This is a genomic window from Heyndrickxia coagulans DSM 1 = ATCC 7050 (genome assembly GCF_000290615.1).
Lineage (GTDB): Bacteria > Bacillota > Bacilli > Bacillales > Bacillaceae_C > Weizmannia > Weizmannia coagulans.
In genome coordinates, this window is sequence record NZ_ALAS01000251.1 from 15,641 (window position 1) to 41,019 (window position 25,379).

The 25,379-nt window shown below is 47.7% G+C and carries 23 protein-coding genes, 1 pseudogene and 1 riboswitch; of the genes and pseudogenes, 12 read left to right on the plus strand and 12 right to left on the minus strand.

Features of this window, described 5'->3' with window-relative positions:
- Positions 1–68 precede the first annotated feature (68 nt).
- Both treC and treR read left to right on the plus strand, forming a co-directional pair.
- Positions 69–1,790 (plus strand): alpha,alpha-phosphotrehalase, encoded by a 1,722-nt coding sequence (gene treC, locus IC21_RS13320; protein WP_029142240.1) that lies wholly within the window; start codon positions 69–71, stop codon positions 1,788–1,790.
- The gene (gene treR / locus IC21_RS13325) at positions 1,787–2,506 is read left to right on the plus strand and encodes a trehalose operon repressor (protein ID WP_013858165.1); all 720 of its coding nucleotides are present in this window, start codon (positions 1,787–1,789) and stop codon (positions 2,504–2,506) included. Before treC ends, treR begins: the two co-directional genes overlap by 4 nt.
- A gap of 92 nt (positions 2,507–2,598) precedes the next feature.
- Here treR and IC21_RS13330 read toward each other — a convergent pair whose 3' ends face one another.
- The 4 genes from IC21_RS13330 to gnd form a co-directional block, all read right to left on the minus strand.
- A complete protein-coding gene (locus IC21_RS13330; RefSeq protein WP_013858166.1) occupies positions 2,599–3,927 on the minus strand; it encodes a GntT/GntP/DsdX family permease in 1,329 nt (442 codons plus the stop codon).
- A 425-nt stretch (positions 3,928–4,352) separates the two neighbouring features.
- Positions 4,353–5,909 carry a gluconokinase gene (gntK, locus tag IC21_RS13340; protein WP_029142238.1) on the minus strand — a complete coding sequence of 519 codons (1,557 nt, stop codon included), beginning with the start codon at positions 5,907–5,909 and terminating at the stop codon, positions 4,353–4,355.
- Positions 5,910–6,060: 151 nt separating this feature from the next.
- Positions 6,061–6,753 carry a GntR family transcriptional regulator gene (locus IC21_RS13345; RefSeq protein ID WP_029142237.1) on the minus strand — a complete coding sequence of 231 codons (693 nt, stop codon included), beginning with the start codon at positions 6,751–6,753 and terminating at the stop codon, positions 6,061–6,063.
- Positions 6,754–6,813: 60 nt separating this feature from the next.
- Positions 6,814–7,722: a phosphogluconate dehydrogenase (NAD(+)-dependent, decarboxylating) gene (gene gnd / locus IC21_RS13350; protein WP_013858169.1), complete on the minus strand. Its 909-nt coding sequence runs from the start codon at positions 7,720–7,722 to the stop codon at positions 6,814–6,816.
- 740 nt (positions 7,723–8,462) lie between these two features.
- On the opposite strand from gnd, the gene IC21_RS13355 reads away from it, so the two are divergent.
- The 5 genes from IC21_RS13355 to IC21_RS13380 all read left to right on the plus strand — a co-directional run bounded on the left by IC21_RS13355 (position 8,463) and on the right by IC21_RS13380 (position 13,405).
- On the plus strand, positions 8,463–8,924 hold the full coding sequence (locus tag IC21_RS13355) for a flavodoxin (protein WP_019721063.1): 462 nt from the start codon (positions 8,463–8,465) through the stop codon (positions 8,922–8,924).
- Positions 8,921–10,006, plus strand: a complete 1,086-nt coding sequence (gene uvrC / locus IC21_RS13360; protein ID WP_029713800.1) for an excinuclease ABC subunit UvrC — start codon at positions 8,921–8,923, stop codon at positions 10,004–10,006. Before IC21_RS13355 ends, uvrC begins: the two co-directional genes overlap by 4 nt.
- 256 nt (positions 10,007–10,262) lie before the next feature.
- Positions 10,263–11,015, plus strand: a complete 753-nt coding sequence (locus IC21_RS13365; protein ID WP_029142236.1) for a Crp/Fnr family transcriptional regulator — start codon at positions 10,263–10,265, stop codon at positions 11,013–11,015.
- 203 nt (positions 11,016–11,218) lie between these two features.
- Positions 11,219–13,162, plus strand: coding sequence for a heavy metal translocating P-type ATPase (locus tag IC21_RS13375; protein WP_029142235.1), 1,944 nt, complete (start codon positions 11,219–11,221; stop codon positions 13,160–13,162).
- A 21-nt stretch (positions 13,163–13,183) separates the two neighbouring features.
- Positions 13,184–13,405, plus strand: a complete 222-nt coding sequence (locus tag IC21_RS13380; protein WP_017553182.1) for a heavy-metal-associated domain-containing protein — start codon at positions 13,184–13,186, stop codon at positions 13,403–13,405.
- 162 nt (positions 13,406–13,567) lie between these two features.
- Here the strand turns inward: IC21_RS13380 and IC21_RS13385 are convergent, their stop codons facing one another.
- Entirely contained in the window at positions 13,568–13,921 is a 354-nt protein-coding gene (locus IC21_RS13385) for a hypothetical protein (protein WP_234969474.1), read from the minus strand.
- A 371-nt stretch (positions 13,922–14,292) separates the two neighbouring features.
- Positions 14,293–14,489, plus strand: a riboswitch (cobalamin riboswitch).
- Between the two features lie 156 nt (positions 14,490–14,645).
- Between IC21_RS13385 and IC21_RS13390 the strand changes: the two genes are divergently transcribed.
- Genes IC21_RS13390 through IC21_RS13400 form a run of 3 tightly spaced genes read left to right on the plus strand, consistent with a single transcriptional unit; the run spans position 14,646 to position 18,305 of the window.
- Positions 14,646–16,850, plus strand: coding sequence for a ribonucleoside-diphosphate reductase subunit alpha (locus tag IC21_RS13390; RefSeq protein WP_013858177.1), 2,205 nt, complete (start codon positions 14,646–14,648; stop codon positions 16,848–16,850).
- Complete coding sequence (locus tag IC21_RS13395; protein WP_019721070.1) at positions 16,835–17,317, plus strand: flavodoxin; 483 nt, start codon at positions 16,835–16,837, stop codon at positions 17,315–17,317. The genes IC21_RS13390 and IC21_RS13395 overlap by 16 nt, the downstream gene beginning before the upstream one ends.
- Entirely contained in the window at positions 17,262–18,305 is a 1,044-nt protein-coding gene (locus tag IC21_RS13400) for a ribonucleotide-diphosphate reductase subunit beta (RefSeq protein ID WP_029142232.1), read from the plus strand. Before IC21_RS13395 ends, IC21_RS13400 begins: the two co-directional genes overlap by 56 nt.
- A gap of 173 nt (positions 18,306–18,478) precedes the next feature.
- Here the strand turns inward: IC21_RS13400 and IC21_RS13405 are convergent, their stop codons facing one another.
- Positions 18,479–19,093 carry a glycerol-3-phosphate acyltransferase gene (locus IC21_RS13405; protein ID WP_019721073.1) on the minus strand — a complete coding sequence of 205 codons (615 nt, stop codon included), beginning with the start codon at positions 19,091–19,093 and terminating at the stop codon, positions 18,479–18,481.
- On the minus strand, positions 19,090–20,175 hold the full coding sequence (locus IC21_RS13410; RefSeq protein WP_029142231.1) for a glycosyltransferase family 2 protein: 1,086 nt from the start codon (positions 20,173–20,175) through the stop codon (positions 19,090–19,092). The genes IC21_RS13405 and IC21_RS13410 overlap by 4 nt, the downstream gene beginning before the upstream one ends.
- Positions 20,176–20,444: 269 nt before the next feature.
- Here IC21_RS13410 and IC21_RS13415 point away from each other — a divergent pair.
- Together IC21_RS13415 and IC21_RS13420 are read left to right on the plus strand one after the other, a co-directional pair.
- Positions 20,445–20,807: pseudogene (locus IC21_RS13415) on the plus strand (DUF4351 domain-containing protein); the annotation flags it as partial.
- A 129-nt stretch (positions 20,808–20,936) separates the two neighbouring features.
- On the plus strand, positions 20,937–21,434 hold the full coding sequence (locus IC21_RS13420) for a PaaI family thioesterase (protein ID WP_029142565.1): 498 nt from the start codon (positions 20,937–20,939) through the stop codon (positions 21,432–21,434).
- Between the two features lie 55 nt (positions 21,435–21,489).
- Here IC21_RS13420 and IC21_RS13425 read toward each other — a convergent pair whose 3' ends face one another.
- The 5 genes from IC21_RS13425 to IC21_RS13445 all read right to left on the minus strand — a co-directional run bounded on the left by IC21_RS13425 (position 21,490) and on the right by IC21_RS13445 (position 25,231).
- Entirely contained in the window at positions 21,490–21,804 is a 315-nt protein-coding gene (locus IC21_RS13425; protein ID WP_029142566.1) for a DMT family transporter, read from the minus strand.
- Positions 21,804–22,145, minus strand: a complete 342-nt coding sequence (locus tag IC21_RS13430; protein WP_013858186.1) for a DMT family transporter — start codon at positions 22,143–22,145, stop codon at positions 21,804–21,806. Before IC21_RS13430 ends, IC21_RS13425 begins: the two co-directional genes overlap by 1 nt.
- Positions 22,146–22,246: 101 nt before the next feature.
- Positions 22,247–23,029 (minus strand): TSUP family transporter, encoded by a 783-nt coding sequence (locus IC21_RS13435; protein WP_017554321.1) that lies wholly within the window; start codon positions 23,027–23,029, stop codon positions 22,247–22,249.
- A gap of 133 nt (positions 23,030–23,162) precedes the next feature.
- Positions 23,163–24,185, minus strand: a complete 1,023-nt coding sequence (locus tag IC21_RS13440; RefSeq protein WP_019720443.1) for a FecCD family ABC transporter permease — start codon at positions 24,183–24,185, stop codon at positions 23,163–23,165.
- Positions 24,185–25,231, minus strand: a complete 1,047-nt coding sequence (locus IC21_RS13445) for a FecCD family ABC transporter permease (RefSeq protein ID WP_029142567.1) — start codon at positions 25,229–25,231, stop codon at positions 24,185–24,187. Before IC21_RS13445 ends, IC21_RS13440 begins: the two co-directional genes overlap by 1 nt.
- Between the last annotated feature and the right edge of the window lie 148 nt (positions 25,232–25,379).

Consider the following 25,379-nt stretch of genomic DNA (forward strand, 5'->3'; position numbering starts at 1 on the left):
CTTTAACGTCCAAATCATATTTCAAGCCTTCATGGCATTACGACGATAGCAATTCGGGAGTGGAAAAAATGGAACAACCTTGGTGGAAAAAAGCAGTTGTCTATCAAATTTATCCTAAAAGCTTTAAAGATACAAACGGGGATGGCATTGGCGACCTTGAAGGGGTTATTGAGAAACTGGATTATTTGAAAAAGCTTGGCATCGACGTCATCTGGCTGACGCCGGTTTATCCGTCCCCGCAGCGCGATAACGGGTATGACATCAGCGACTACTATGCCATTGATGAGACTTACGGTACGATGGAAATATTTGACCAGCTGCTTGTAGAAGCGCATGCACGGAATATAAAAATCATGATGGACATCGTTGTCAACCATACTTCAACCGCGCACAGATGGTTTATCGAAAGCGCATCATCGAAAGACAACCCGTACAGGGATTACTATATTTGGCGGGACCCGAAAGACGGGAAAGAACCGAACAACTGGGTTTCCAAGTTCGGGGGGCCGGCATGGCAATACGATGAAAAAACCGGGCAATACTACCTGCACCTGTTTGATGTAACACAGGCCGATTTGAACTGGGAAAACGAAAAAGTCCGGGAAGAAGTCTACACCATGATGAAATTTTGGTTTGAAAAAGGGGTTGACGGCTTCCGCCTCGATGTCATCAATTTGATCTCCAAAAATCAGGATTTCCCCGATGATGACGGAACAGTCCCGCCGGGCGACGGGCGCAAATTTTATACGGACGGCCCGCGCATCCATGCATTTTTGCATGAAATGAATGAAAAAGTGTTTTCCAAATACAATGCGATGACTGTCGGAGAAATGTCTTCAACCACGATTGAAAACAGCATCCGCTATACGAACCCGGCTTCCCGTGAGCTGGACATGGTGTTTCAGTTCCATCATTTGAAAGTCGATTACGAAAACGGCGACAAGTGGACATCTGCCGATTTTGATTTTCTAGCACTGAAAAAGATTCTGTCCACATGGCAGACGCGCATGCATAAAGGCGGCGGCTGGAACGCCTTATTCTGGTGCAATCACGACCAGCCGAGAATCGTATCAAGATACGGCGATGACGGCAAGTACCGGGTGGAATCGGCGAAAATGCTGGCAACGGCGATCCATATGATGCAGGGAACGCCTTATATTTACCAGGGGGAAGAAATCGGCATGACCAACCCGCATTTTGACCGGATTGAACAGTACCGGGATGTCGAGTCCCTCAATATGTACAACATTTTACAAAGCCGTGGAAAAAGCCACGCGGAAATCATGGAAATCTTAATGCGGAAATCAAGGGACAATTCGCGCACACCGATGCAATGGGACAGTACGAAAAACAGCGGGTTTACTGAAGGCACGCCATGGATTGCGGTCGCTTCCAACTACCCTGATATTAACGTAGAAAAAGCGCTGAAAGATCCAAACTCCGTTTTTTACCATTATCAAAAACTCATTCAGTTAAGAAAAACGTATGAGGTCATCACAGATGGAGACTTTCAGCTATTGCTTCCGGATCATCCGCAAATCTTTGCTTATTTGCGGACAAGTGAAGACGGCAAGCTGCTGGTCGTGAATAATTTTTACGGAGAACCGGTGCAGTTTGAGCTACCGGGTACACTGGACGGAGCAGCTCAAATATTGCTTTCCAACTATCCCGATTCTTCTCTGGATTTTCATTCTTTCACCCTGCGTCCGTATGAATCTGTTGTGTACTTTTTTGACAGAATCGTAATGCCGGTTTTGCCATGGTACAATACAAATGGTGATCCCAAATGAAAGAAAACAAGTATTACACAATTTACCATCAGCTTGCTGAAAAAATCGAAAACGGCGAAATGGAAGCAGGTAGCCTCCTGCCATCCGAGCATATTTTGGCGGAACAATTCGGGGCTTCAAGGGAGACGATCCGGAAAGCCCTCAATCTGTTATCCCAGAATGGCTATATTCAAAAAATCCGGGGGAAAGGCTCTGTTGTACTGGACGTAAAAAAGTTTGATTTTCCGGTTTCAGGACTTGTCAGCTTCCGTGAAATTGCGGAAAGCTCGGGGAAGCCATGGCGCACGAATGTCCATGAACTTGTCCTCATCAGACCTGACGATGCCTTGGCCCGGCAGCTGAAGATATCCGGAAAAGAAGAAGTATGGCAGGTGGTCCGGTCGCGGGAAATTGACCATGAGAACATCATTTTGGATAAGGATTACATCCGGAAAAAGTTTGTCCCGTCGATTACAAGAGATATTTGTGAAATCTCGCTTTACCAGTATTTTGAAAAAACGCTCGGCCTTGTGATCAGCTTTGCGAAAAAAGAAATCACGGTTGAAAAAGCAACAGAGGAAGACTACAAGTATCTGGACATGGGCGAGTACAATCATGTCGTCGTTGTCCGGAACCATGTTTATTTGGATGATGCAAGCCTTTTGCAATATACCGAATCGCGCCACCGGCTGGACAAATTCCGGTTTGTCGATTTCGCGAGGCGGGAGCACCGGTAAGCGGATTTGTTTAAAGCCAAGTGCAAAAAATACCCTGGCAGTGTTCGCCAGGGTATTTTTGTGCTCGGAGGACCCTCCCATGTTTTGCCTGATTATACAAACAGATTGATAATCAGGACGATGAAGAATGCTGCAAACGACAACAAGGTTTCCAATACGGTCCAGGTTTTAAATGTCTGTTTGACAGACAGCCCGAGATATTCTTTAACAAGCCAGAAACCGGCATCGTTGACATGGGAGAACATGAGCGATCCGGCGCCGGTTGCAATAACCAAAAGCGGAAGATTGATCCCTGTCATATGGACGACAATCGGATCGACGATGCCTGCTGCTGTGGTCAGCGCGACCGTTGCAGAACCGGTTGCGATCCGGATCAGGCCGGCTACAACAAAGGCCATGACAAGCGGTGAAAGCTGCCATTGCGTGGCAACCTGGGCAATCGCATCGCCGACACCGGAGGAAATCAGCACTTGTTTAAATGCCCCGCCTGCTGCGATGATCATCATGATCGAGGCGAGAGGAGCGAGGGATTCCCCGGTCAGTTTATTGATCAAATTCCGTCCGATGCCCTGTCTGGTCCCAAGCAAATAATAGGCGACGAACACTGAAATCAATAATGCAATCAGCGGGTTTCCGATAAAATTTAAAAAATGGGCCAATTGGGCAGGCATCCGGACGAACGGGACAATCACCGTTCCGATCATTAAGATAATCGGCAGTAAAATCGTAAAAAAGGAAACCCCGACAGACGGATAAGAGGTTGCCGAAACATTTGCCGCCACTACTTTCGGTTCTGTCTCCGGCTTTACCCTTTTACTGATGTAATAAGCAAATAACGGGCCGCCTATGATACCGGCCGGCAAAGCGACAATCAATGAATAAAGCAAAACTTGCCCCACATCGGCATGAAAAATGCCGATCGCTGCCATTGCTCCCGGATGGGGCGGGACAATGCCGTGTGAAATGGATAATGCAGAAATCATCGGGATCGCAATCAGCAAAAGATTTTTCTTCGTTGTTTTTTGGATTGCAATCACAAGCGGCAGCAAAATGACAAGGCCGACTTCAAAAAATACCGGAATACTGATAATCAAGCCGGCAAAGAAAGTGGCCCATGGAAGATTCCGGTCACCGAATGCCCGGGTGAAGTAATTTGAAATCTGTATACCGGCGCCTGATTCGGACATCATTTTCCCAAGAATGGTGCCCAGCGCGAGAATCCCCAGCAATGAACTGAGAATGCCCCCGACACCTTGTTCGTAGTCCGTCACAATTTTCGTGATTGGCAGGCCGGCTGTAAGGCCAAGAGCCAAACTAGCAACCGACAGACTGATGAATGCATGCCATTTTAACCATGTGACCCCGACAATGACGAGTGCAATGGCAAGGATGGTTATCGTGATGAGATAAGCACTGCTCATGAAAATCACTGCTTTCTTTTATAATTTTAAGGGCATCAGCTGCTGATGAAGCGAATGGCCTCTATCAGTTGGATGCAAAACAGGGGGCCTTTCCCCCGTCCGCAACACCGCCGATGTATAAATAGGGCTGGCTTGTTTCCGGAGCCGGCTGAAAAACATTCCCGGTTCAAACGGAGAAAATGTCCGGCTAAAGCCGGCATTCATCTGCAGCTTTAAAACGCGGCCGGCGTCGGGCAATGTATGCTTTAAAACGCGGCTACTGCTTGCCTCGCATTCGTTTTGCAAAGGCAGAACGGTTATTCAGGCCGCGGTCAATCCTGTATAAAAGGCACAAAAATATCGCAGTACTGTTGCCTGCTGTAAAAATAGGCATCATGCATGGGTGCTCGGGTTTGATATAAAAACTCAAATTCAGCTTATATCGTTCATGTTTCCGCGTCTGTTCCAAATTGCGATTGTTGAAAAGCAGCAATATCGTTCCATTCATCGTTCAGTTTGCGCGAAAGGCGGATGAAGATCGGGAATAGCTGCTCATAAACCGCCACGTTTTCCGGGACCGGCTGGTGGCTATGTAAAGAACCAACCATTGTGGAAACGACATCCAGGCTGTCCGCTTCCCCGGTCGCATACAAGCCAAGCACAGCCGCCCCCAGACAGGAACTTTCAAAACTTTCCGGAACATTGACCGGCTGATTGAAAATATCTGCCATCATCTGGCGCCAAAGCGGTGAACGGGCAAATCCCCCGGTTGCCTGGATCCGTGCCGGTTCTCCGGTTCTTTCCTTCATGGCCAGCATGACACTGTAAAGGTTGTAAATGATGCCCTCCAGTACGGCCCGGATCATATGTTGTTTTTCATGATGCAAAGTTAAGCCGAAGAAGGCGCCCCGGGCATTCGGGTTCCACAAAGGTGCGCGTTCCCCGCTGAAATACGGCTGAAAAATTAACCCATCCGCACCCGGTTTCACACGCGATGCCATTCTTGTCAGCACATCATAAGGGCTGATGCCGAGCCGTTTCGCCGTTTCAACCTCGGAAGCTGCAAATTCATCCCTTGCCCATCTCAAGATGCCGCCTCCGTTATTGACAGGCCCGCCTACCACCCATTTATCCTCCGTCAATTCATAGCAGAAAAGCCTGCCTTTTGGGTCAGCAGAAGGATGGTCCAGCACGGTCCGGATCGCGCCGCTTGTGCCGATGGTGACCGCAACCACCCCCGGATCAATCGCGTCCACGCCGAGGTTTGAAAGCACACCGTCGCTTGCGCCGAGCACAAATGGCGTATCTTTGCCCAGCCCCATTTGGTCTGCATACCGGGGATCAAGCCCGCTCATTATATGTGTTGTCGGAACGGGTTCGGATAACCGGTCCGCCGTTAATCCGGCCAGTTTTAATGCTTCTTCATCCCAGGACAAGTTATCCATTCTCATCAGGCCGGTGCAGGAGGCAATGGAATAATCAACCACGTATTGATGGAACAAACGGTAAAAAACATATTCTTTAATCGAAATAAATTTTGCTGCTTTTTGAAAGATTTCAGACCTTTCATGGCGCAGCCACATCAGTTTTGGCAAAGGGGACATCGGATGGATCGGCGTCCCCGTCCGCATATAGATTTCGTGGCCGCCCAATTCTTCTTTCAGTTTGCGGCACCAGCCCATGCTCCGGTTATCTGCCCATGTGATGCAACGCATAAGCGGTTTGCCTTCCCGGTCTACAGGGATGACACTGTGCATGGCGCAGCTGAAGCTGACAAACCGGATTGTTTCGGGGCTTTGGCCGCTCTTCGCTGTAACGGCCTGAATGGCATGAAGGACAGCTTGAAAAATCTGGTCCGGATCTTGTTCTGCAGTAAATGCATCCGGCGTATACAACGGGTAACCTTGATTGGCATTTGCCAAAATGGTCCCGTCAGTTCTGTAAAGCACGGCTTTGGTGCTGGTTGTACCGATATCAACCCCTATCATACAGGCGTCATGCATCATAAAAGCCTCCTTTTTAGTATGTTAAAGCGAACGTAGCAAATTCATTGAATACTTGTCGACAACTTGAATGCAATAAAAAGCGATGCTTTCCGGGCCAGATTGCCGAAAAGAGATTGGAATATAAAACCCTGTGCCAGGCAGGCTACGCCTACTCCGTTTTTCCCTCTTCCGGAAAAGATTTATCGAGTGTTCTTTTCGAGTCTTTAAAATAGGCAGAAACAGATTGTTCCACGTTTTCTTCGTTTCCGGTTAAAAGGCTGTTTACGATTTTTCGGTGTTTTTCAATGACCCATGCCAGATGGCCGGGGCCGTGGGCAAAAACATCTTCCGTTGTCACGAGGAGTACGGCCATGATCAGGGACTTCATGCCATTCCAAAGATTCAAGATCCGTTTATGGCCAGCATGGCGGATGATCCTGTCATGGAAAGAAAAATCGTAATAGGCGAAATCGCTGTGGTTCTCGTATTTTGCTGCAATCTTCATTTTATCGATCGTCTCGTTCAGGAACTGGATCAACTGTTCCTGTGGAGCAGCAGACACTCTTTGCTGCGCAAAAATCTCAATCATTTCACGTACATCGTACAGTTCATGAATATCTGCCAGCCCCATTCCCAATACGCGGGCGCCCATTCTTTCCAATTGAATAAGGCCGTCGTTGGCAAGAGCTTTCAATGCATCACGGACCGGCGAACGGCTCGTTCCGTATTTCCGGGCAATCTGGTTTTCGGAAATGATGTCGCCGGGTTTGATTTCATTTGTAAGGATCAGCAGGCGCAATTCATTTGCGATCTGCTCGCCAAGAGATGCATTTTTCATCCATTGTTCAGGGAACTGTAGCATATTCAAAACTCCCGTTCGTGTAAATTTGATTCCGAAAAGCCTGTCTCCATTTCAGGTAGCTTACTGGCCGGACCGGGTCACTGCATGCCCGCCAAATTCATTCCGGAGTGCGGCAACCACTTTGCCGGTAAAAGTATCTTTTTCAAGGGAACGGTACCGGTTCATTAAGGATAAGGCAATAACCGGTATGGATGCTTGTAAATCAAGTGCGGTTTCAACCGTCCATTTGCCTTCACCGGACGATGCCATGACCCCGCTGATTTCGTCGAGATGGGCGTCCTTCGAAAATGCATCTTCCAATAGTTCAACAAGCCAGCTGCGAATGACGGATCCGTGGTTCCATACCTTTGCAACAGCCTGGTTGTCGTAGTCATACGGGCTTTTTTCAAGAATTTCAAACCCTTCAGCCAATGCTTCCATCATGCCGTATTCAATGCCGTTATGCACCATTTTGAGGAAATGGCCGCTTCCCGGTTTTCCGGTGTATAAATATCCATCTTTTTCCGAAATTTTTTCAAAAAGGGGCTCCAACTGATCAAATACCGGCTTGTCTCCCCCGATCATCAGGCAGGCGCCATGCCGGGCTCCGCTGATTCCGCCGGACGTGCCGACATCAAGAAAATGGATGCCTTTGTTTTGAAGCAAAGTATAATGCCTGCATGAATCGGTATAATGAGAGTTGCCGCCGTCAATGACAATATCGCCGGCGCTGAGCAAGTTGCTGAGCTTGTTAATGGTTTCGTTTGTCGGTTCCCCGGACGGCACCATCACCCAAATTTTTCTAGGGGCTTCAAGATTTTGGACCAGCGCTTCCAATGAAGGAAAGCATTTTGCCCGTGAATCAAGGGATGACAACTGTGCGGTTGCATCTCTGGACGTGTCATACGCCTTTACATCCACTTGGTGATCCAGCATGTTGAGTGATAAATTCATACCCATTTTTCCAAGTCCAACGATCCCGATTTCCATAAGAGATCCTCCTCTTCATAAGATTGTAAGATTAGTATACTTGTCGACAAGTATAATCGTGAGCGCTTTCTTTTTTGTGAAAAAGTAAAGTGTTTTCGTTTTCAAGCCCATGATAGTCCAACGAGCATTTGTTGTCAAGGAAGAGAATATATTCCTATTTTTTCCACTTATCTGCATAGATGTGCACGCCGATCCGGCATGGGCGGTATCTAAACCGGATCAGATATCCAAAGAGGGTATACCAGGAAGAAGCCTCAAACGGCTTAGAGGTAAAAAGGAAGGTTTTTAAGCTGTTTGAAGCTTCTATTCTTTGATTCTTTCTTATCTGTTCTCATCTTAAGTAGAAGCTTAATATGCCAATAACCCAGAGGAATAGTATTATTCCTATAATTGAAAATAAAGTAATTTTTGTGCTTCTTTTCATGGTTCAGTCCCCTTATTATGAACACTTTTTACTGATCCACACATTCGCCCGTCCATCTTTTTCATCGCATTTTCACCGGTTCATCCATATTTATTATGCAAACAATAAAAAATCCCTTTAAAAATGCCCTTTTTTTGCAGAAAAGTAAAATGTTTTTGCTTTCAAATCTTTCATTGTCCAAGAGAGAAGTGCCGCCGAGCCGGCATGGGAATTTTTAGACTGGGCCGTAACTAAAACTTGATGCAGATCAAATGCACATTTTCACGATTGATATAGAATAAGGAGAGAGGATATTAACGGATCGGAGTGAAAAAAGATGAAAACGATCATTGTGTATTCAACCATGACAGGTACAACGGAATTTATGGCAGAACAAATTGCGGCAGCCCTGACAGAAGCGGGTTATGCCGTTGATATAGCAGAGTCCACCAATACATCCCCGCGCGAGCTTGCCGGTTATGATCTGATTTTGATCGGTGCAAATACTTGGGATGAGGGCGATCTGTGGGATGAGATGATCGATTTTTATGAGGAGCTTCCGGAAGTTGATTTAACCGGCAAAAAAGGGGCGGTGTTTGGCGCCGGCGACTCGTTTTACGAGCATTTCGCCACCGCAGTGGATACGATGGAGGAAGCATTGAAAAAGCAGGGGTGCGAGCTACTGTTGGACGGGTTAAAAGTAGATGTCGTCCCGGATGAAGAAATCGAAACCGCCTGTAAAGATTTTGCCCGGAAACTTGATTTGCGCTGCCGCGAGCTGGGGCTGGTGCAGCAATGAACACCGTTATCCTGCACAAGCTTTCCCTTTTGCCGGAAGAGCCGGGATGCTATTTGATGAAAAGCCGGGAAAGGGAAATCATTTATGTTGGAAAGGCAAAAAAGCTGAAAAACCGGGTACGCTCTTATTTTACCGGTTCCCATAATGTGAAAACAACGCAGCTTGCCGGAGAGATTTCTGATCTGGAGTGGATCGTCACAGCGACCAACAAGGAGGCTTTGGTGCTGGAAATGAATCTGATTAAGCAGTACCGGCCGAAATACAACATGATGCTAAAAGATGATAAAAGCTACCCCTTTATCAAAATTACGGATGAACAGCACCCCCAGCTCATTTTAACGCGCGAGGCAGGGCGTGATAAAGGGAAATATTTCGGCCCGTTTCCGAATGCCCGGGCGGCAGCGGAGACAAAAAAAGTACTGGACAGGCTTTATCCGCTTAGGCGCTGTCCGGAATCAAGCACCCGCCCCTGCCTGTATTACCAGCTTGGGCTGTGCATTGGCACCTGTGCAAGGGAAGTGGGTGAAGAAGAATACAAGGAACAAATCCGCAAAATTGTCCGTTTTTTCCACGGCGGTTACCGGGAAGTTTTAAAAGACATGAAAAAAGAAATGAACCAGGCAGCAACTCAGCTTGATTTTGAAAAAGCGGAACAACTGAAGGAACAAATTATGCAAATTGAAGTGACCATGGTACATCAAAATATCGTGCTAAACGACCCGATAAGCCGGGATATATTCGGCTTTGCTGTGCAAGGAGGCTTGATGTGCGTCCATGTTTTTTATATGCGTGATGGCAGGATTATGGAGAGGGAGGTTATGTTCAGGCCGATCGGAAGCAAGGAGCCGGGAAGGGCATTTCTTGGCTTTTTACAGCATTTTTATGGCAATGGGGGCAATGCGTTTCCAAAGGAAATGCTCCTTCCGGCAGCAGTTGGGAAGGAAGCGGCCGAAATGTGCATTTCCGCCCGTATCGTGCAGCCGAAACGCGGGCAGAAAAAAGAAATGGTGCAGCTGGCAACTAAAAATGCGCGCATTGCGCTGGAAGAAAAGGTCTCGTTAATGGAACTTGAAACGGTGTAGGCTGCCGCATAATTTCATAGCAATACCGGCAAAAGAATGCGTACCACAGTGCCTTTGCCAGGTTCGCTTTTGACATTGATAGAGCCCCGTGCAGTTCCACGAGCTGTTTTGTGATCGCCACACATCATCTATACCGCAGCCGGGGCAATTTGTCTGTAAAGCGTTTTCCGGGTAAAATGGCATGAGAAGCTAAGCCATCATCCAATGAACATAGCGCTTGGGCAAAATCAAATCCTTTTTTAGGGGGGCTCGTCATATGGAGTGCCGTCATCATATCCATGGTTCCCATCCCGGTCATGGTTGTAACAGCCATGCGGGATGCATACGGCTTGTGCCGATTTTCAACCATCTGGAAGAAGAACAGATGGCGAAAATCGGGGCGTCTGTTGAAACGCTGGCATTACAAAAAGGGGAAATGCTTTTCCGGGCAGGGGAAAGAGATGATACGCTGTATATTATCCATACCGGAAAAGTGAGGATTTACCGGTTGGCTGATTCGGGAAAGGAGCAGCTTGTCCGCATATTAAACCCGGGTGATTTTACCGGCGAGCTGGCTGTTTTTCAACCGGGGGAAATTCATGAAAATTATGCAGAGGCCCTGCAGGATTCGACCATCTGCAGGATGAAACAGAAGGATCTTCAAGCCTATTTGCTGGCATATCCCCAAATCGCTTTAAAAATTTTAACGGAAATCACGAAGCGTTTGGAAGAATCGGAAAAACAAACGGCCCGGGTAGCGGTCGAAAACGTGGAATCCAGAATCATCTCCTTCTTAGCCAGTTGTGTGGAACGAAGCGGCGCGGATGATACAGTGATTGCCTTACCAATGTCTAAAAAAGATTTGGCTTCTTACCTGGGAACAACCCCCGAAACCATCAGCCGAAAGTTTACAAACCTGGAAAAACAGGGATTAATAGAGCAGCTGCCAAATAAGAAAATCAAAATTCCTGATTTGGACGAGCTGTTATTGTATGCTGATGAAGCAACATCAGCCGGCGGGCACCATTAAAAAGCACTGAAAAAAATAAACAAGCGGCGGGAAACCACTATAATGGCGGCCCGCCGCTTTTTGTGCGCCCGACATTTTGTCTGCAAACTTTTTCAATGGCCCGGCCTGCAGAGTATATTTAAATCCAAAATCTTGACAAGGGTCAATGATGAAAGCAAGGGGCTCTTTTAAAATAATCGTATAACAGGTGAGGGGGAGTCCCAATGTTAGAACAAATCCATCAACATAAGTATCATCTGGCATGGATCGCCGGCGTTTTGATCGTTCTTGGTTTATTGATGAAATGGTTGGGCTTTTACGCCTGGAGGGATGGTTTTTTGATGGCGGCAACCGTTGCTGCTGCCCTTCCCATCGCCATCAAAGCCTGGCAAGCGGCCAGGATGAAAACGTTCAGTATTGAGTTGCTCGTTACGGTGGCGGTTGCAGGCGCCTTCCTGATCCACGAATATATGGAATCCGCAGCTGTCACTTTCCTGTTTCTGTTCGGCGATTATTTAGAAGCCAGGACATTAAAAAAAACCCGTTCATCTTTAAAGCAATTGGCGGATATGGCCCCGCAGGAAGCGATCTTGCTTCAAGAAGACGGAACCCGCAAAAAAACGGCTGCAGATCGCGTCCGGGCAGGAAACAAGCTGGTAGTCCTCCCGGGCGGCAAAATACCGGTTGACGGGACCATTGCAAAGGGCCGGGCATTCGTGAATGAATCAGCGGTTACCGGGGAACCGGCCCCCGTCATGAAAAAAGAAAACGATCCTGTTTTTAGCGGCTCGATTTTGGATACCGGCTATATCGAAATGATCGCTGAAAAAGTCGGGGATGACACAACGTTTGCAAAGATGATTGAACTGGTGGAAGAAGCCCAGGATGCAAAATCAAAAACCGAACGTTTTCTCGACCGGTTTGCCAACTATTACACACCGGCGATTGTCATCCTTGCACTTGCTGTGTTTGTTTTTACCCGTGATTTTCACAAAGCGATTACCTTCCTGGTCATTGCCTGCCCGGGTGCGCTTGTGATTGGCGCTCCCGTGTCAAATGTAGCGGGGATTGGAAACGGCGCGAAACACGGTGTGCTGATCAAAGGCGGCGATGTGATGGAAAAACTCGCAAAAGTGGATACGCTCGTATTTGATAAAACCGGCACGCTGACAAAAGGAAAGCCGGAAGTCACGGATGTGCACCTGTTTGGCAAAAGGCGCGAAGAGGAAGTGCTCGGGCTTGTAGCCAAGGCGGAAACCGTCTCTGAACACCCGCTCAGCCAAACGATTGTGAAAGAAGCTGAAGCAAGAGGCATCCCGTTTAACCGGTACCACTTGCAGGAAGGCGAAGCGATAAAAGGGAAAGGAATTGCGGCAACCATTGACGGCATCGCCGTTACAGCGGGGAACCGCAAATGGATGGACGCACAAGGCATCGCTATTTCTCCATCAGCGGGCAGTTACGCAACCGTTCGTGAAAAAATGGGGAATACGGCTATTTTTATTGCAGCCAATGGAAAGTTAGAAGCCATTCTGTCCATCGCCGACCAAATCCGTGAAGATGCCCGGGCTGCCTTGGAGGATATGCGTGCTGCCGGGATCAAAAGGATCGTCATGTTAACGGGCGATAACCGCCATACCGCCCGGGCCGTCGCCAGCCAATTGGGCATTGATGCCTTTTATGCAGAGCTGCTTCCGGATGAAAAAGTGGAGTATGTGAAGAAACTGAAAGAGGGAGGAGCGGTTGTGGCGATGGCAGGAGACGGCATGAATGATGCCCCTGCGATTGCAACTGCAGATATCGGGCTTGCCATGGGGAAAGGCGGAACGGATATCTCTATCGAAACGGCTGATATCGTTTTGATGGCAGACAAGCTTTCCCAATATGCCCATGCCTTTGCCCTTTCGAAAAAAACAATGCGGAATATGAAACAGAATATAGCAGTGGCATTGGCGGTCGTCGTATTTTTGCTTGTTGGGGTTCTCCGGGGGCAGGTAGACCTTGCAGCCGGCATGTTTGTCCATGAAGGCAGCGTTTTAGCTGTTATTCTCAATGCGATGCGGTTGATCGGGTTTGCACCAAAAGGCGGACGGCAGAAGTTCAAGATCAGCAAAATGGGCGAACTTGATGGAGATCAATTACGGAAACCGGTGCGGCATGTAAAATAAAAACAAAAGGAGGGAAACGGAATGAAAAAAGCCGTGATGCAATTAGAAACGTTAACCTGTCCGTCTTGTATGAAAAAAATAGAAGGCGCGCTGGACAAAGTGGAAGGCGTGGAAAATGTGAAAGTACTTTTCAACGCCAGCAAGGCAAAAGTAGATTTCGACGAGGCAAAGGTTTCAACAGATGAGTTGAAAGAAATCGTTGAAAAAACAGGCTATCAAGTTCAAGCAGTAAAGACGAATTAAAGGTGAAAAGGTTGAGGCCGGTTGCTGGCCCCAACCTTTTTATGAAAAAAGCTTATCTGCTGCAACTTGAAATCCTGGTAATAACTGTGATTGAACCACACCGGCATTTTTTGCAATGTCTTTCAGGATATAGTTTTCTTCGCCATTCAGGACGTATAACCTTTATGTTTGAATTCGGGCCTGAAACAAGTAAAGAACCATCTTCTTGTGCATTGCTAAGAATACATAAGATTGGCCGGCTGCAGGCAGATTATCTTCATCAAATGTTACAATAGAACTTCCGTCTTCTGAGATTCCGCCGGCTTTTTGAACGGGAATAGATGTGTTAGTCTCCAATTCTCCTTTCATATTTTCTAATACTGTCACTTTGTAATTGGTATAGGGTGTGGAGATTTCTTTTGTACCATCTTCTGTTTCAATTTGTGTTGTATTTTTGTACTCAGTCCCGGTTTTCTCATCAACACGTGCTAAAAATACATAATCAGCGTCTCCAACAGTTTCTTCAGAGTTATCCATATTGAAAAAGTCCCGTCCATGTGTACTTTTTTTGGATGTTTGCTGGTTTTATTGGCTGCTGAGTTGTTAGTGCAAGCCCCTATAGCCACTGCCATTTATGGGGGATATTCAAAGTTTGCCGGGATAGCTGATAAATTCAAACCGATGTATTGTACCTGCCACCTTAATCGTCTAAAATGGATAACGGACTGTGAAAATATCGGGGGGCCATCTATTCTATGGCTCAGAAAAAAGGCGAAGAAGGCTGGCCCGTATCCGGCATCTTTTTACGGACAAACTTGGCACATATTCAACGAAACTGAGGATTGATATCTTTTGTCGAATATGGTAGGATAACAACATATAGAAATTCTTAAACAAAAAAATACTAAATATAGTATGCGAGTATTGGTGGCTTTGAAATGCCTGAAAAGGGAATCCGGTGGGAAACCGGAGCTGCCCCCGCAACTGTCAGTGTGGACGAAAGAGCGAACCACTGTACCGGCTGCTTTTTTTTGGCGGCGGTATGGGAAGGGCTTCATTAGAATGAAACACAAGCCAGGAGACCTGCCAATACTTGAAGTTTCTATTCTTCGGGGTGCGGGAACGGGAAACGGCGGAACAGATGATCACGGATGCTGTTTTTCTGCCGTTTTTGCCGTTCATCCCCCTGAAATGAACGGCTTTTTTGCGTTCAAAAAAGGGAGGGGAAAACGTGATATCTATTCAACTGGAATCAAAAGAAATGATTTTGCAGCTCATTGATCAAATGTCCGCAGGCCTGGACATTGAGACCGGCGCTTATAAGGAAAAGATTTTAAAATTATGGGACCCGGACGCCACTTTGGCGGAAAAAACAGATCTGCTTATTAAACATGCCCTTGAAAATATCGATGAAGCAGGTGCGGCATGGACATTCTTTGCAGCAAGAATTTACTTACATAAGCTTTATGCCGAAGCCGCCAAAAACCGGCATTATGATCCAGCCCTCAAGTACGGGCCTTTCTATGATTTGCTCAGGCAGCTGGCAGAAAAGGGCATTTATTCTCCAAAACTGCTTGACAAATATACAAAGCAGGAAATCGAAACGCTCGGCCGCATAATCGACCCGGAGAAGGATTTGCTTTTTACGTATCCCGGCCTCTATACGCTCGTAACCCGTTATCTGGCAAGCGATTTTGACAAGCATGTCTATGAACTGCCGCAGGAGCGCTGGATGGTGATTGCGATGTACCTGATGCAGGATGAGCAGCAGGAAACCCGCATGGAGCATGTGAAGGAAGCGTACTGGGCGCTCAGCAATCTGTACATGACGGTCGCAACCCCGACGCTTGCGAATGCGGGCAAAACGCACGGCCAGCTGTCGAGCTGTTTCATTGATACAGTAAGTGACAGCCTGCAATCAATCTATGACAGCAATACCGACATCGCCCAGCTTTCGAAAAACGGCGGCGGGATCGGCGTGTATATGGGAAAAATCCGTGGGCGGGGAAGCGCGATTAAAGGTTTCCCGGGCATGTCGAGCGGCGTGGTGCCGTGGATCAAACAACTGAACAATACGGCAGTGAGCGTGGACCAGCTCGGGACAAGAAAAGGCGCCATTACCGTCTACCTCGATGTTTGGCACCGCGACATCGAAGATTTTCTCGATTTGAAGTTAAATAACGGCGATGACCGGCTCCGTGCGCGCGATATTTATACGGGCGTGTGCATCCCGGATTATTTTATGGAACAGGTGGAAAACCGCGGGGACTGGTATTTGTTTGATCCGCATGAAGTAAAAGAAGTCATGGGGTTTGCCCTTGAAGATTTTTACGATGAAGAGAAGGGAAAAGGGAGCTGGCGTGAAAAATATGAGGCGTGCATTCATGCCGGTCTCCGCTCAAAAAGGAAAGTACCGGCAATCGAGATTATGAAGCGCATCATGAGATCGCAGCTTGAAACAGGAGCGCCGTTTATGTTTTACCGCGATGAAGTGAACCGGCAAAACCCGAACAGCCACAAAGGGATCATTTACTGTTCCAATTTATGCACAGAAATTGCCCAGAACCAGTCCCCGACTGAGCTGATTGAAGAATGGATCGAAGAAGAAAATATGATCGTAAAGAAATACCGTTCCGGGGATTATGTCGTTTGCAACTTGAGTTCCATCAATCTTGGGAAAGCCGTCCCGGACGGGGTGCTCGAACGGCTTATCCGCATTCAGGTCCGCATGCTCGACCATGTGATAGATGTCAATACGTTACCTATTAAACAAGTGCAAATTACGAATAAGAAGTACCGTGCGGTCGGGCTTGGCACGTTTGGCTGGCATCATTTGCTGGCACTTGAAGGAATTGAATGGGAAACGGAAGCAGCCGTCGAATATGCGGATAAACTGTATGAAAACATTGCCTACTATGCGATTAAAAGCAGCATGGAATTAGCCAGGGAAAAGGGCAGCTATCCGGCATTTCCAGGCAGCAAGTGGAGCACCGGCGCTTATTTTACCGGCAAAGGCTACACGAGCGAACGCTGGTTAGCGCTTGCTGAAGAAGTGAAACAATACGGCTTGCGGAACGGGTATTTAATGGCGGTTGCGCCGAATGCGACCACTTCGATTATTGCCGGCTCGACAGCAAGCATCGACCCGGTTTTCCAGCCTTATTATATGGAAGAAAAAAAGGATTACAAATTTCCGGTGACAGCGCCTGATTTAAACCATCGGACGTACAATATTTACCGCCGTTCGGCTTATAAACTTGACCAAAGATGGTCCGTCCGGCAGAATGCGGCAAGGCAAAAACATATTGACCAGAGCATCTCTTTCAATTTCTATGTGCCGTATAATATCCGCGCGCAAGTATTGCTTGATCTCCATTTGCAGGCTTGGAAGTCCGGCTTGAAAACGACCTATTATGTGCGCTCGACCTCCAGTGAAGTGGAAGAATGCGAGTGGTGCCAAAGTTGAAAGTGCTGATTGCATACTTGTCCTACAGCGGCAATACAAAAGAAACGGCGGAGCTGCTGGCATTCTGGTGCAGGGCGCGCGGGATTGCGGTGGACATGCACGCCATTGGCATTTCCCCGCCGTTTTCGCCGCACGACTATGATTTGATCCTGGTCGGGACATTCACATGGGAACGGGGAGCCACGCCTGAAGAAGTGAAGGATTTTGTGCTGGAAATTGGCTGGAAACCTCCCAATGTCGCTGTGTTCGGAACGGGGGATACGCAGTTTGGCGGTGATGATTTATTCTGCCTAGCCGCCCGCAAACTTGCAAAATTTTACAACAGTCCGTGGGAACCGTTGAAAATTGAACAGTCTCCGAGGGGAAGCCAGGAAAAAGAAGTGGAAAAATGGATAGAAGGAGTGCTGGAAGATGTCAAACGCTTTGCTGGAAAAAGCGAAAACGTTGGATCCGGTTCACCCGAATAAAGCGACTGCCTTATTCGGAGGGAAGTCAAGCGGGATTTTAAACTGGAATGATCTTGCTTATCCGCACTGGTACAAAACGTATAAACGGTTGTTGGGGAATTACTGGCAGTCGGATGAAGTGAATATGTCGACAGATGTGAAACAATTCCCGCTGTTATCGGAAAAAGAGCAGGAAACGTTTTTGAAAATCATCAGCCTGCTGGCAACGCTCGATTCGTCACAAACGAGGACGATTTTGCTTGCTTCGCTGTATGCGACTGATCCGTCCGTCCAATCGATTTTGGCGGTGATTGCCCAGCAGGAAGCTGTCCACAATGAGAGTTATTCTTATATTTTATCGTCCGTCGTGTCCCTTGATAAACAAAATGAAGCATTTGAAATCGGGCGGAAAGATCCGGTACTACTAAAGCGGAATGAAAAGCTGATGGAGCAATACAATGCGTTTGCCCGGCAGCCGGATGTGGAAGACATTGTAAAAACGCTCGTGTATTCGACATTGCTGGAAGGGTTGTTCTTTTATTCCGGTTTTGCTTTCTTTTATAATCTGGCGCGGCAGAACAAAATGGTCGGCACATCGACGATGATCAGTTATATTAACCGCGATGAGCTGGAGCACGGGCGCTTTATTTCGGAACTGATCCGCGCGGTGCTTTCCGAACATCCGGAATTGAACACGCCGGCCTTTTCCGATTGGGTATATGCCCGGTTCCGCGAGTCCGTTGACTTGGAAACCGAGTGGTCGGAATACGTGCTCCGGGGCGTGGAAGGGATCGATCTTGAGGAAATGGCCGGTTTTATCAAATACCGTGCCAATAAAATGCTGCGCATGATCGGATTAAGCGAGCTGTACCCGGAACATGTTGAAAATCCGATGAAATGGATCCGCGCCTATGCAGATAATTTCGACGCAACGAAAACGGATTTCTTTGAACAAAAGTCCCGTTCTTATACGAAAGTGAGCGATTTGAACGGATTTGACGAGCTGTAATCTGCCTTTAGACGCCCATGCTGCAGTGAACGCGGCACCAGAGCCGGCGTATATTTTCGGGATAGAACATCATTTGCAGCACGGTGAAAACCAATTTTGGAAAGAAAACGGCAAAAACAGACCTGATGGCCCTGGCAAAAAAGCGGGAGTGATTCCCGCTTTTTTGTATGCCATTACATGGTGAAATCCCTTTCCTTTTTCAAACGCATGAGCGCTTTTTTATTTTTCCACAGCAGGATGACAAAGTTGCCCAGCCAGATCCATAAGAGAAAAGAAGGGAATCTTCGAAAAATAAGAAAGAGGGACAGCAGCAGGAATCCGGTTGCCGTTTGCAGGCTGTCTTCACTGCTGGTTGTTTTTTTGCCTTTTTTCACCACCTTCGCCAGGACATAAAAGCATGCAAGAATAACTGCATAAGTGAGGGATATGCGAAATTTGGTCAATGCGCTCCATACGCCGAAGCTTACGGCAAGGCCTTTTCCGCCGTTTCCTTTTAAAAAAGGGGAAAAGGCATGCCCGGCAATCGGCGCCAGGGCAATGGGAATCAATGCCTTATGCGATGGGGCCGCCCCGGATTTTATGATCAGCCAAACCGGAAGAAACCCTTTGCCGAAGTCACCCGCAATGCCAAGCAACCCGTATTTGTAACCGGCTTTTTTCCAAAGGTTAGCTGCACCGGGATTTCCATCTTCAGTTTCGCGAATATTGATGTTCAATAACAGGCCGATCCAGTAAGAAAACATCAGCGAACCCGAAAGAAAACAAAGTGCTGACAATAAAAAAGTCATTTGTTTTGCCCCCTTCCCACATCAATGTATCTGCCTTTCCAAAGCACTTTTTTACGAAAATGGGACTGATAAAGGGAATACAGGATGATGGTCAGGAAAAAAATCATGGATAAAAAGTGAAACAAAGGTTGCAGGATGCCAAAGTTTCCCGCATGCCGGTTAAAATAATAGATTTGGGCGGCATACAGCAAATAGCCTGCCACAAAGTAAGGGATGCCGGAAAAGCAGCCGAGCTCGGATATGAGCAGGCCAAGAATCCAGAAAACGACAGCCGCAATTGTAAAAGGATGGATGGCTGATGTGCTTAACACCGCCCCTTTTGCAAATCCTTGCAACTCCTGCCTGAAACCGCCGGGATACATGCGGAAGAAGAAGAGCCCGCTTCCGGTAAAATTGGTGACCGGAATGCCGGCCTGTTGAAAACGGGCGCCTAAGTTCAGATCGTCCAGCATTTCAGCGCGGATATTCCCATGCCCGCCAATTTTGTCATAATCTTCTTTTGATACACAAATACAGGCACCGTAAAGCCCTTTTTGCCGGTTGAAGCGTTCAAACGGCGAGGTGAATGAGAAAATCCCGAGCAGGTTCAGAACCATTGCCAGTTTCTCATAAAATTTTTCAGTATGGTGGTATGGAATGACAGAGATGGCGCCCCCCTGCTGTTTGTGTGCTGTGACGAGGGAGCTGATGGCATGTTTAGCAAGGCGGGTGTCGGCATCGAGAAAGATAAGCAGATCCCCTGTGGATTTCACGTAACCGTTCCAGACGGCCCACGTTTTTCCGGTCCAGCCATCCGGAAGATCAGGCGCAGAAACGACGGTGACGCCGAATTTTTCTGCTGTTTCTTTTGTCCTGTCCTCGGAGTGGTCATCCACCACAATGATTTCAACGGGTTTGGTTGTTTGCCTGTTTAAAGAATGCAACAGGGCAGGCAGGGTGTTTTCTTCATTTCTTGCCGGAATAATAACGGATATCTTTTCCCGCCCGGCTGTGCCGGTTGCATGCGGTAAAGGGCGCTTGCGGAAAAGGACGAATCCCGCCAGCAGGCCGCATAACATAAACCCGTATAAAATGGCAGGCATTTTCACCACTTCCTGTTCTGCTGTATAGATTTGAACTCCATTTTGGTTAAGTTGTATGGCAAAACAGTTAAGATCAATTTTGTACTTCTATTTTACATCAGGGTGTCCCGGAAGGAAAAAGTTAGCATTGCCGGACTGCAGAGATGATGGTTTTGCATCTGCCCCTCCCGTCCCGGGGGAACAAGCGGATGGCATTTGGCAAAAAAATTGGTGTGGCTGCCACGAGCGTTTGTCCTTTAAAATAAAACTGAAAAATAAGAAAAGACTGGGTGCTGGCCCGGATGGAGCTCGACCCTGCAAAAATGAGGCTGTTATATGGTTTCTTTGATTTTTATTTAAAACTGAATGAAAAAGAGGAGGCGGAAGTAATGGAAAACATTAAAATGCTGGACCCGGACGAAGCAGAGCAAGTATTGAAGCTGCCGAATTCCTACTTTGACCGCGGGTATAGGAAGGGAAAAGAGGAAGGAAGAGAAGAAGGAAGAAAAGAAGAAAGAAAAGAATTGTTACAAACGATTCCATCAGCCATCAAAATGTTGCAGGAGGGTATGGATCTTCAATTCATTGTGGAAAAAACCGGCTTGAGCCGGACAGAAGTGGAAAAAACAAAACAGCAGCTGAAAAATTTATAAGAAAAAAAATTTTCACCGGACATCTGGTTGCCGGTGCTTTTTATAACGCAAAACTTTCTAAAAATACAGCCGTTAAAATTTTGTGCAAAATGTATTATAATTTTAAATAGAATAAAAAGGGGTGAGAAAATGGAGGAAAGAGTTACAAAGGCAGTTCAGGATTACTATCCCGATTCATTTGCTACTTGTTACGGCTGCGGGCGGCTGAATGAAAAAGGCCATCATTTCCGCACAGGCTGGCAGGGGGACAAAACCATCACGATTTATACGCCGCTTCCTGAATATATGGGGGGAATCCCGGGGTTTGCCTACGGCGGGATCGTAGCATCGCTGATTGACTGCCATAGCGCGGGCTCCGCCTCCCTGTATGTGCTCCGGAAAAACGGCAACGAACTTGGCGACGGAACAGAGCCGCCGCGGTTTGTAACCGGCACATTAAAAGTGGAATATAAGCACCCAACCCCGCTCGGTGTGCCGCTTAAGGCAATCGGAACCGTTACCGAAATTCATCCGAAAAAGTACCGGATCGATACAGAAGTATTTGCGGAAGATAAAGTGGTCGTAATAGGGGAAGTCATCATGGTCATGATGCCGGAAAAATTCAGGGAGACAGTAAAACAAAAGTAAAGCCTGGCGCGGCATCGGCCCAGGAAAGATACCCATACATGACACCGCGCGGCGGTCATGATGCCAGCTTCAAGCCGACCGCTGCGCCTAAAATCATCGTAATAAAAACAATTCTCCGCCAGTCTCTCGATTCCCCGAAAAATAACATACCGACAATTGCGCCCCCTGCTGCGCCGATGCCTGTCCAGACGGCGTAGGCCGTGCCCATCGGCAGCGTCCGCATCGCAAATGACATAAACAAAAAACTCCCGCCGAAAGCAAGCACCATGAGCAGCATAGACTGCAGATTGCGGCGGCGGTTTACCATATTCATGGCGGCTACGCCGAGCATTTCGCATAACCCTGCAATGAGTAAAGAAGCCCAAGCCATCAAGAATCCGCCTCCCCGCTGCTTTTTTCATTTTCCACCATCCTCAAGCCAACAATGCCCGCCAGCAGAATGAGAATCAAAATGATTTTTATCAAACTAAACGGTTCGCCGAAAAATACGATTCCGGAGAAAACCGTTCCGGCTGTGCCAAGCCCGACAAAAACGGCATACACCGTTCCGACCGGCAAATTCTTGCTTGCCGCAATGAGTGCGTAAAAGCTGGCGGTAATGGCAATCAGCGTACCCATCCATTCCAGCAAGTTATCTGCATGTTTCAACCCGATGACCCAAAAGACTTCGAAAAAAGCCCCAACGAGCACAATGAGCCAGGATTTGTTCATTTCAAACACCTCCCATAAAAAATCCCGGCGAGCTGCGCAAAAAGCATCCCCCGGGTTTTGATCCCTCTGTACCATGGCAAAAACGTGATCCTTCATCTTTGTCAGCCGAAAAGAAACGCATGTACATAATCATATGTATTTTTCGCCAGCAGCAAAAATGTGACGGCAATGAACAGGGCGCGCACATAGCTGCTCCCCTTTTTAATCGCAAACCGCGAGCCGATGATGGAACCGGCGATTTGCCCGAGGCCCATCGGAATCCCATAGGCATAATGGACCTGCCCTAAAAAGATAAACATAAGGAGGGCCGAAATATTGCTGCCAAAATTTAAAAACTTCGCGTTCCCGGCTGCTTTTAAAAAGTCAAACCCGATCATGAGGTAGGCAAACATTAAAAAGGAACCGGTGCCCGGGCCGAGAAATCCGTCGTAAAAACCGATCAGAAAAATGAGCGCTGTAAACAAAATCAGCCGGCTGGCGGATAACTTTTTATACGCCATGATTTTTCCCCAGTCTTTCTTCGTCACCGTATAGATGCCGACTGCGGCAAGCATGATCAGCATCAATGGTTTTAATACATCCGGATCAATCAGATGGACGGTGTACGCGCCGAGCATCGAACCGAAAAACGTGAGCGGAAACATTTTATAAATGGAAGATAGATCCAGTTTTCCGGAACGATAAAATACAAATGTGCTTGTAAATGATCCCATTGTTCCCGCAAGTTTGTTGGTGGCAACCGCTGCAGACGGCGAAAGCCCGGTAAACAACAGGGCAGGCAGGGCAATCAGGCCGCCCCCGCCGACAACAGAATCAATAAAAGCTGCACAAAACCCAAAACCGACCAACAGTGCCAACATGGATGGATCAAGCCCGAATATCATTAAATCAGCCTTCCTTTTTTATCACTGTTGTTATCGTAGCGAAAAATTTAAAAATTGTAAATATCTTTCCACCCCGGGCATGTGCAAATTTTGCCAATGGATGGAATAAGGGGGCTTCCATGTTGCCTCACGATTATGCTGTCCGCATCAACAGAAAAATAAAATACGGTGCGCCGAGGATTGAAATGACAATCCCGACCGGCAGTTCCAAAGAAGGCATCACGACTCTCCCGACTGTATCGGCCAGCAGCAAAATGTTTGCGCCAATCAGCGCCGTTAAAGGCAGAGAAAATTCATGCTTTGTCCCCATGATCCCGCGGGCAATGTGGGGCGCGATCAGGCCGAGAAACGTAATGCCGCCCCCGACCGCTACACAGCATCCGGCCAGCCCGACCGCGGTCCCGAGAAGTTTCAGCCTTTCTTTTTCAAGCGGCACCCCGAGCCCTGTGATTACCGGCTCATCCAGGCGCATAATATTCAAGTAACGGGCTTTGTATATCGCAAATGGAAGCAGAACAACCATCCAGGCCAAAGTGACAAGGACATAATCCCAGTTTGTCGCCCAAATGCTTCCAGATATCCAGGTCAGCGTTTTTGTGAAATCCTGGGGGTCCATTTTCATTTGCAGGACTGTTGTTGCCGCATTAAAAGCCGCATTTAAACCAATACCTGTCAGGACAAGACGAGCGGGCGCCACGCTTCCGCCTTTTTTGGCAAACAAATAGACGAGGATCGCCGAAAGAAAAGCGCCGGTTAATGCAAAAAACGGCATGACAAAAACAGAAACTACGCCGGCAAGAAAGGCCGTGCCTTTAAAAAAGAATGTATATAATACTACGGAAAAGCTTGCCCCTGCATTCACGCCGATTATGCCGGGATCTGCAAGCGGGTTTCTGGAAATGCTCTGGAGAATGCCGCCTGATACGGCAATTCCGGCGCCAATTAGCATCGCGAGCACGATCCGGGGCAGACGGAATTCAAACAGGGTCATCCGCTGGTTGCCAACATCACTGCCGAAAAAGGCAGACCATATTTGCGGGAACGGAATGTTCATTGTGCCTGTCCGGATGCTGGCAAAAAAGAGGACGGCCAGCAAAACAAGCAGGACGGCGCAAAGCATGCTGAATTTCCGTTTGCCGGTTGAAAGGTTTCCCACTATAATCCGCCCCCTTCTTTTCGTGCCAAATAGAGAAAGAACGGGACGCCGATGATTGCGGTCACTGCGCCTACCGGTGTTTCAAAAGGGGCGTTGATCATTTTTGCGGCATCATCGGCAATGATCAACAAAAGGGCGCCGAGAATCGCCGAACAAGGGATGATCAAGCTGTAATCCGACCCGACAAGGAAGCGGGTAATGTGCGGGATGACCAATCCGACAAACCCGATCATCCCGGCAATGGATACGGCCGCCCCTGTCAGCAAAAGAACTGCCACAATGCCTGCTATATAAACAAATACCGTGTTCTGGCCGAGCCCTTTTGCGATTTCCTCCCCGAGGCTTAAAATGGTGACGGCGCGCGAGATGGCAACGGCGATGATAATGCCAGCAATGATGGCCGGAATGACATACTTGAGCTGGCTGGATTGCACACCGCTCACGCCGCCTGCATACCAGTAGCTCAAATCTTTTGATATGTTGAAACGAAGCCCGATCGCCGTAGATAAGGCGCTAAGCAGAGAAGCAACAGCCGATCCGGCAAGCGCCAGCTTCACAGTGGTGTTCCCGCCCCTGGATAAAGCTGTGATTGAAAAAACGAGTGCCGCCCCCAAACCGGCTCCGGCAAAAGATACGAAAACCAGGCTCCGGTAAGAAATGCCCGGAAAAAAAGCATAGGCAACCGCCATGAGAAAAAGGGATCCCGAGGTTACCCCCAAAATAGACGGGGATGCGAGCGGATTTCGCGTCATTCCCTGCATGACCGAACCGGAAACAGCCAGCCCGGCACCGACGCACAGAGCGGCAATGGTACGCGGCAGCCGCAATTCATGGATAATGACATGGGCCGGGTTGTTTGCATCATAAAAAAACAAACTTTTCCATACCGTTGTATAGTTGATATTCGATGCACCCAATTGAATGGAACCTGCGACGGCAAGAATGATAAAAATCCACCCGAAGCCGAGGATAAAATAAGCCAGTCGTTTTTTATACGGTTGATCCTGCCCGCGGTGTGCCGCTTTACTTGTGTGCGGTTTTGCCATCCCAGACTTCCTTCCTTCTCTTTCGATACGGTTAAAAAATTTTTTGTTCAAAAAGAAAAAAGATTGACAGAATGAAAAATTTTCGCTTTAATTGATGTTGATAATCATTATCATTTATCTGTCTACAATATTTTATCATAATGCCAGG

Bases quoted from the DNA above. Each gene is read 5' to 3' on its own strand.
- treC (WP_029142240.1), top strand. From the start codon at position 69: ATGGAACAACCTTGGTGGAAAAAAGCAGTTGTCTATCAAATTTATCCT.
- treR (WP_013858165.1), top strand. From the start codon at position 1,787: ATGAAAGAAAACAAGTATTACACAATTTACCATCAGCTTGCTGAAAAA.
- IC21_RS13330 (WP_013858166.1), bottom strand. From the start codon at position 3,927: ATGAGCAGTGCTTATCTCATCACGATAACCATCCTTGCCATTGCACTC.
- gntK (WP_029142238.1), bottom strand. From the start codon at position 5,909: ATGCATGACGCCTGTATGATAGGGGTTGATATCGGTACAACCAGCACC.
- IC21_RS13345 (WP_029142237.1), bottom strand. From the start codon at position 6,753: ATGCTACAGTTCCCTGAACAATGGATGAAAAATGCATCTCTTGGCGAG.
- gnd (WP_013858169.1), bottom strand. From the start codon at position 7,722: ATGGAAATCGGGATCGTTGGACTTGGAAAAATGGGTATGAATTTATCA.
- IC21_RS13355 (WP_019721063.1), top strand. From the start codon at position 8,463: ATGAAAACGATCATTGTGTATTCAACCATGACAGGTACAACGGAATTT.
- uvrC (WP_029713800.1), top strand. From the start codon at position 8,921: ATGAACACCGTTATCCTGCACAAGCTTTCCCTTTTGCCGGAAGAGCCG.
- IC21_RS13365 (WP_029142236.1), top strand. From the start codon at position 10,263: ATGGAGTGCCGTCATCATATCCATGGTTCCCATCCCGGTCATGGTTGT.
- IC21_RS13375 (WP_029142235.1), top strand. From the start codon at position 11,219: ATGTTAGAACAAATCCATCAACATAAGTATCATCTGGCATGGATCGCC.
- IC21_RS13380 (WP_017553182.1), top strand. From the start codon at position 13,184: ATGAAAAAAGCCGTGATGCAATTAGAAACGTTAACCTGTCCGTCTTGT.
- IC21_RS13385 (WP_234969474.1), bottom strand. From the start codon at position 13,921: ATGGATAACTCTGAAGAAACTGTTGGAGACGCTGATTATGTATTTTTA.
- IC21_RS13390 (WP_013858177.1), top strand. From the start codon at position 14,646: ATGATTTTGCAGCTCATTGATCAAATGTCCGCAGGCCTGGACATTGAG.
- IC21_RS13400 (WP_029142232.1), top strand. From the start codon at position 17,262: ATGTCAAACGCTTTGCTGGAAAAAGCGAAAACGTTGGATCCGGTTCAC.
- IC21_RS13405 (WP_019721073.1), bottom strand. From the start codon at position 19,093: ATGACTTTTTTATTGTCAGCACTTTGTTTTCTTTCGGGTTCGCTGATG.
- IC21_RS13410 (WP_029142231.1), bottom strand. From the start codon at position 20,175: ATGCCTGCCATTTTATACGGGTTTATGTTATGCGGCCTGCTGGCGGGA.
- IC21_RS13420 (WP_029142565.1), top strand. From the start codon at position 20,937: ATGGAGGAAAGAGTTACAAAGGCAGTTCAGGATTACTATCCCGATTCA.
- IC21_RS13425 (WP_029142566.1), bottom strand. From the start codon at position 21,804: ATGGCTTGGGCTTCTTTACTCATTGCAGGGTTATGCGAAATGCTCGGC.
- IC21_RS13430 (WP_013858186.1), bottom strand. From the start codon at position 22,145: ATGAACAAATCCTGGCTCATTGTGCTCGTTGGGGCTTTTTTCGAAGTC.
- IC21_RS13435 (WP_017554321.1), bottom strand. From the start codon at position 23,029: ATGATATTCGGGCTTGATCCATCCATGTTGGCACTGTTGGTCGGTTTT.
- IC21_RS13445 (WP_029142567.1), bottom strand. From the start codon at position 25,231: ATGGCAAAACCGCACACAAGTAAAGCGGCACACCGCGGGCAGGATCAA.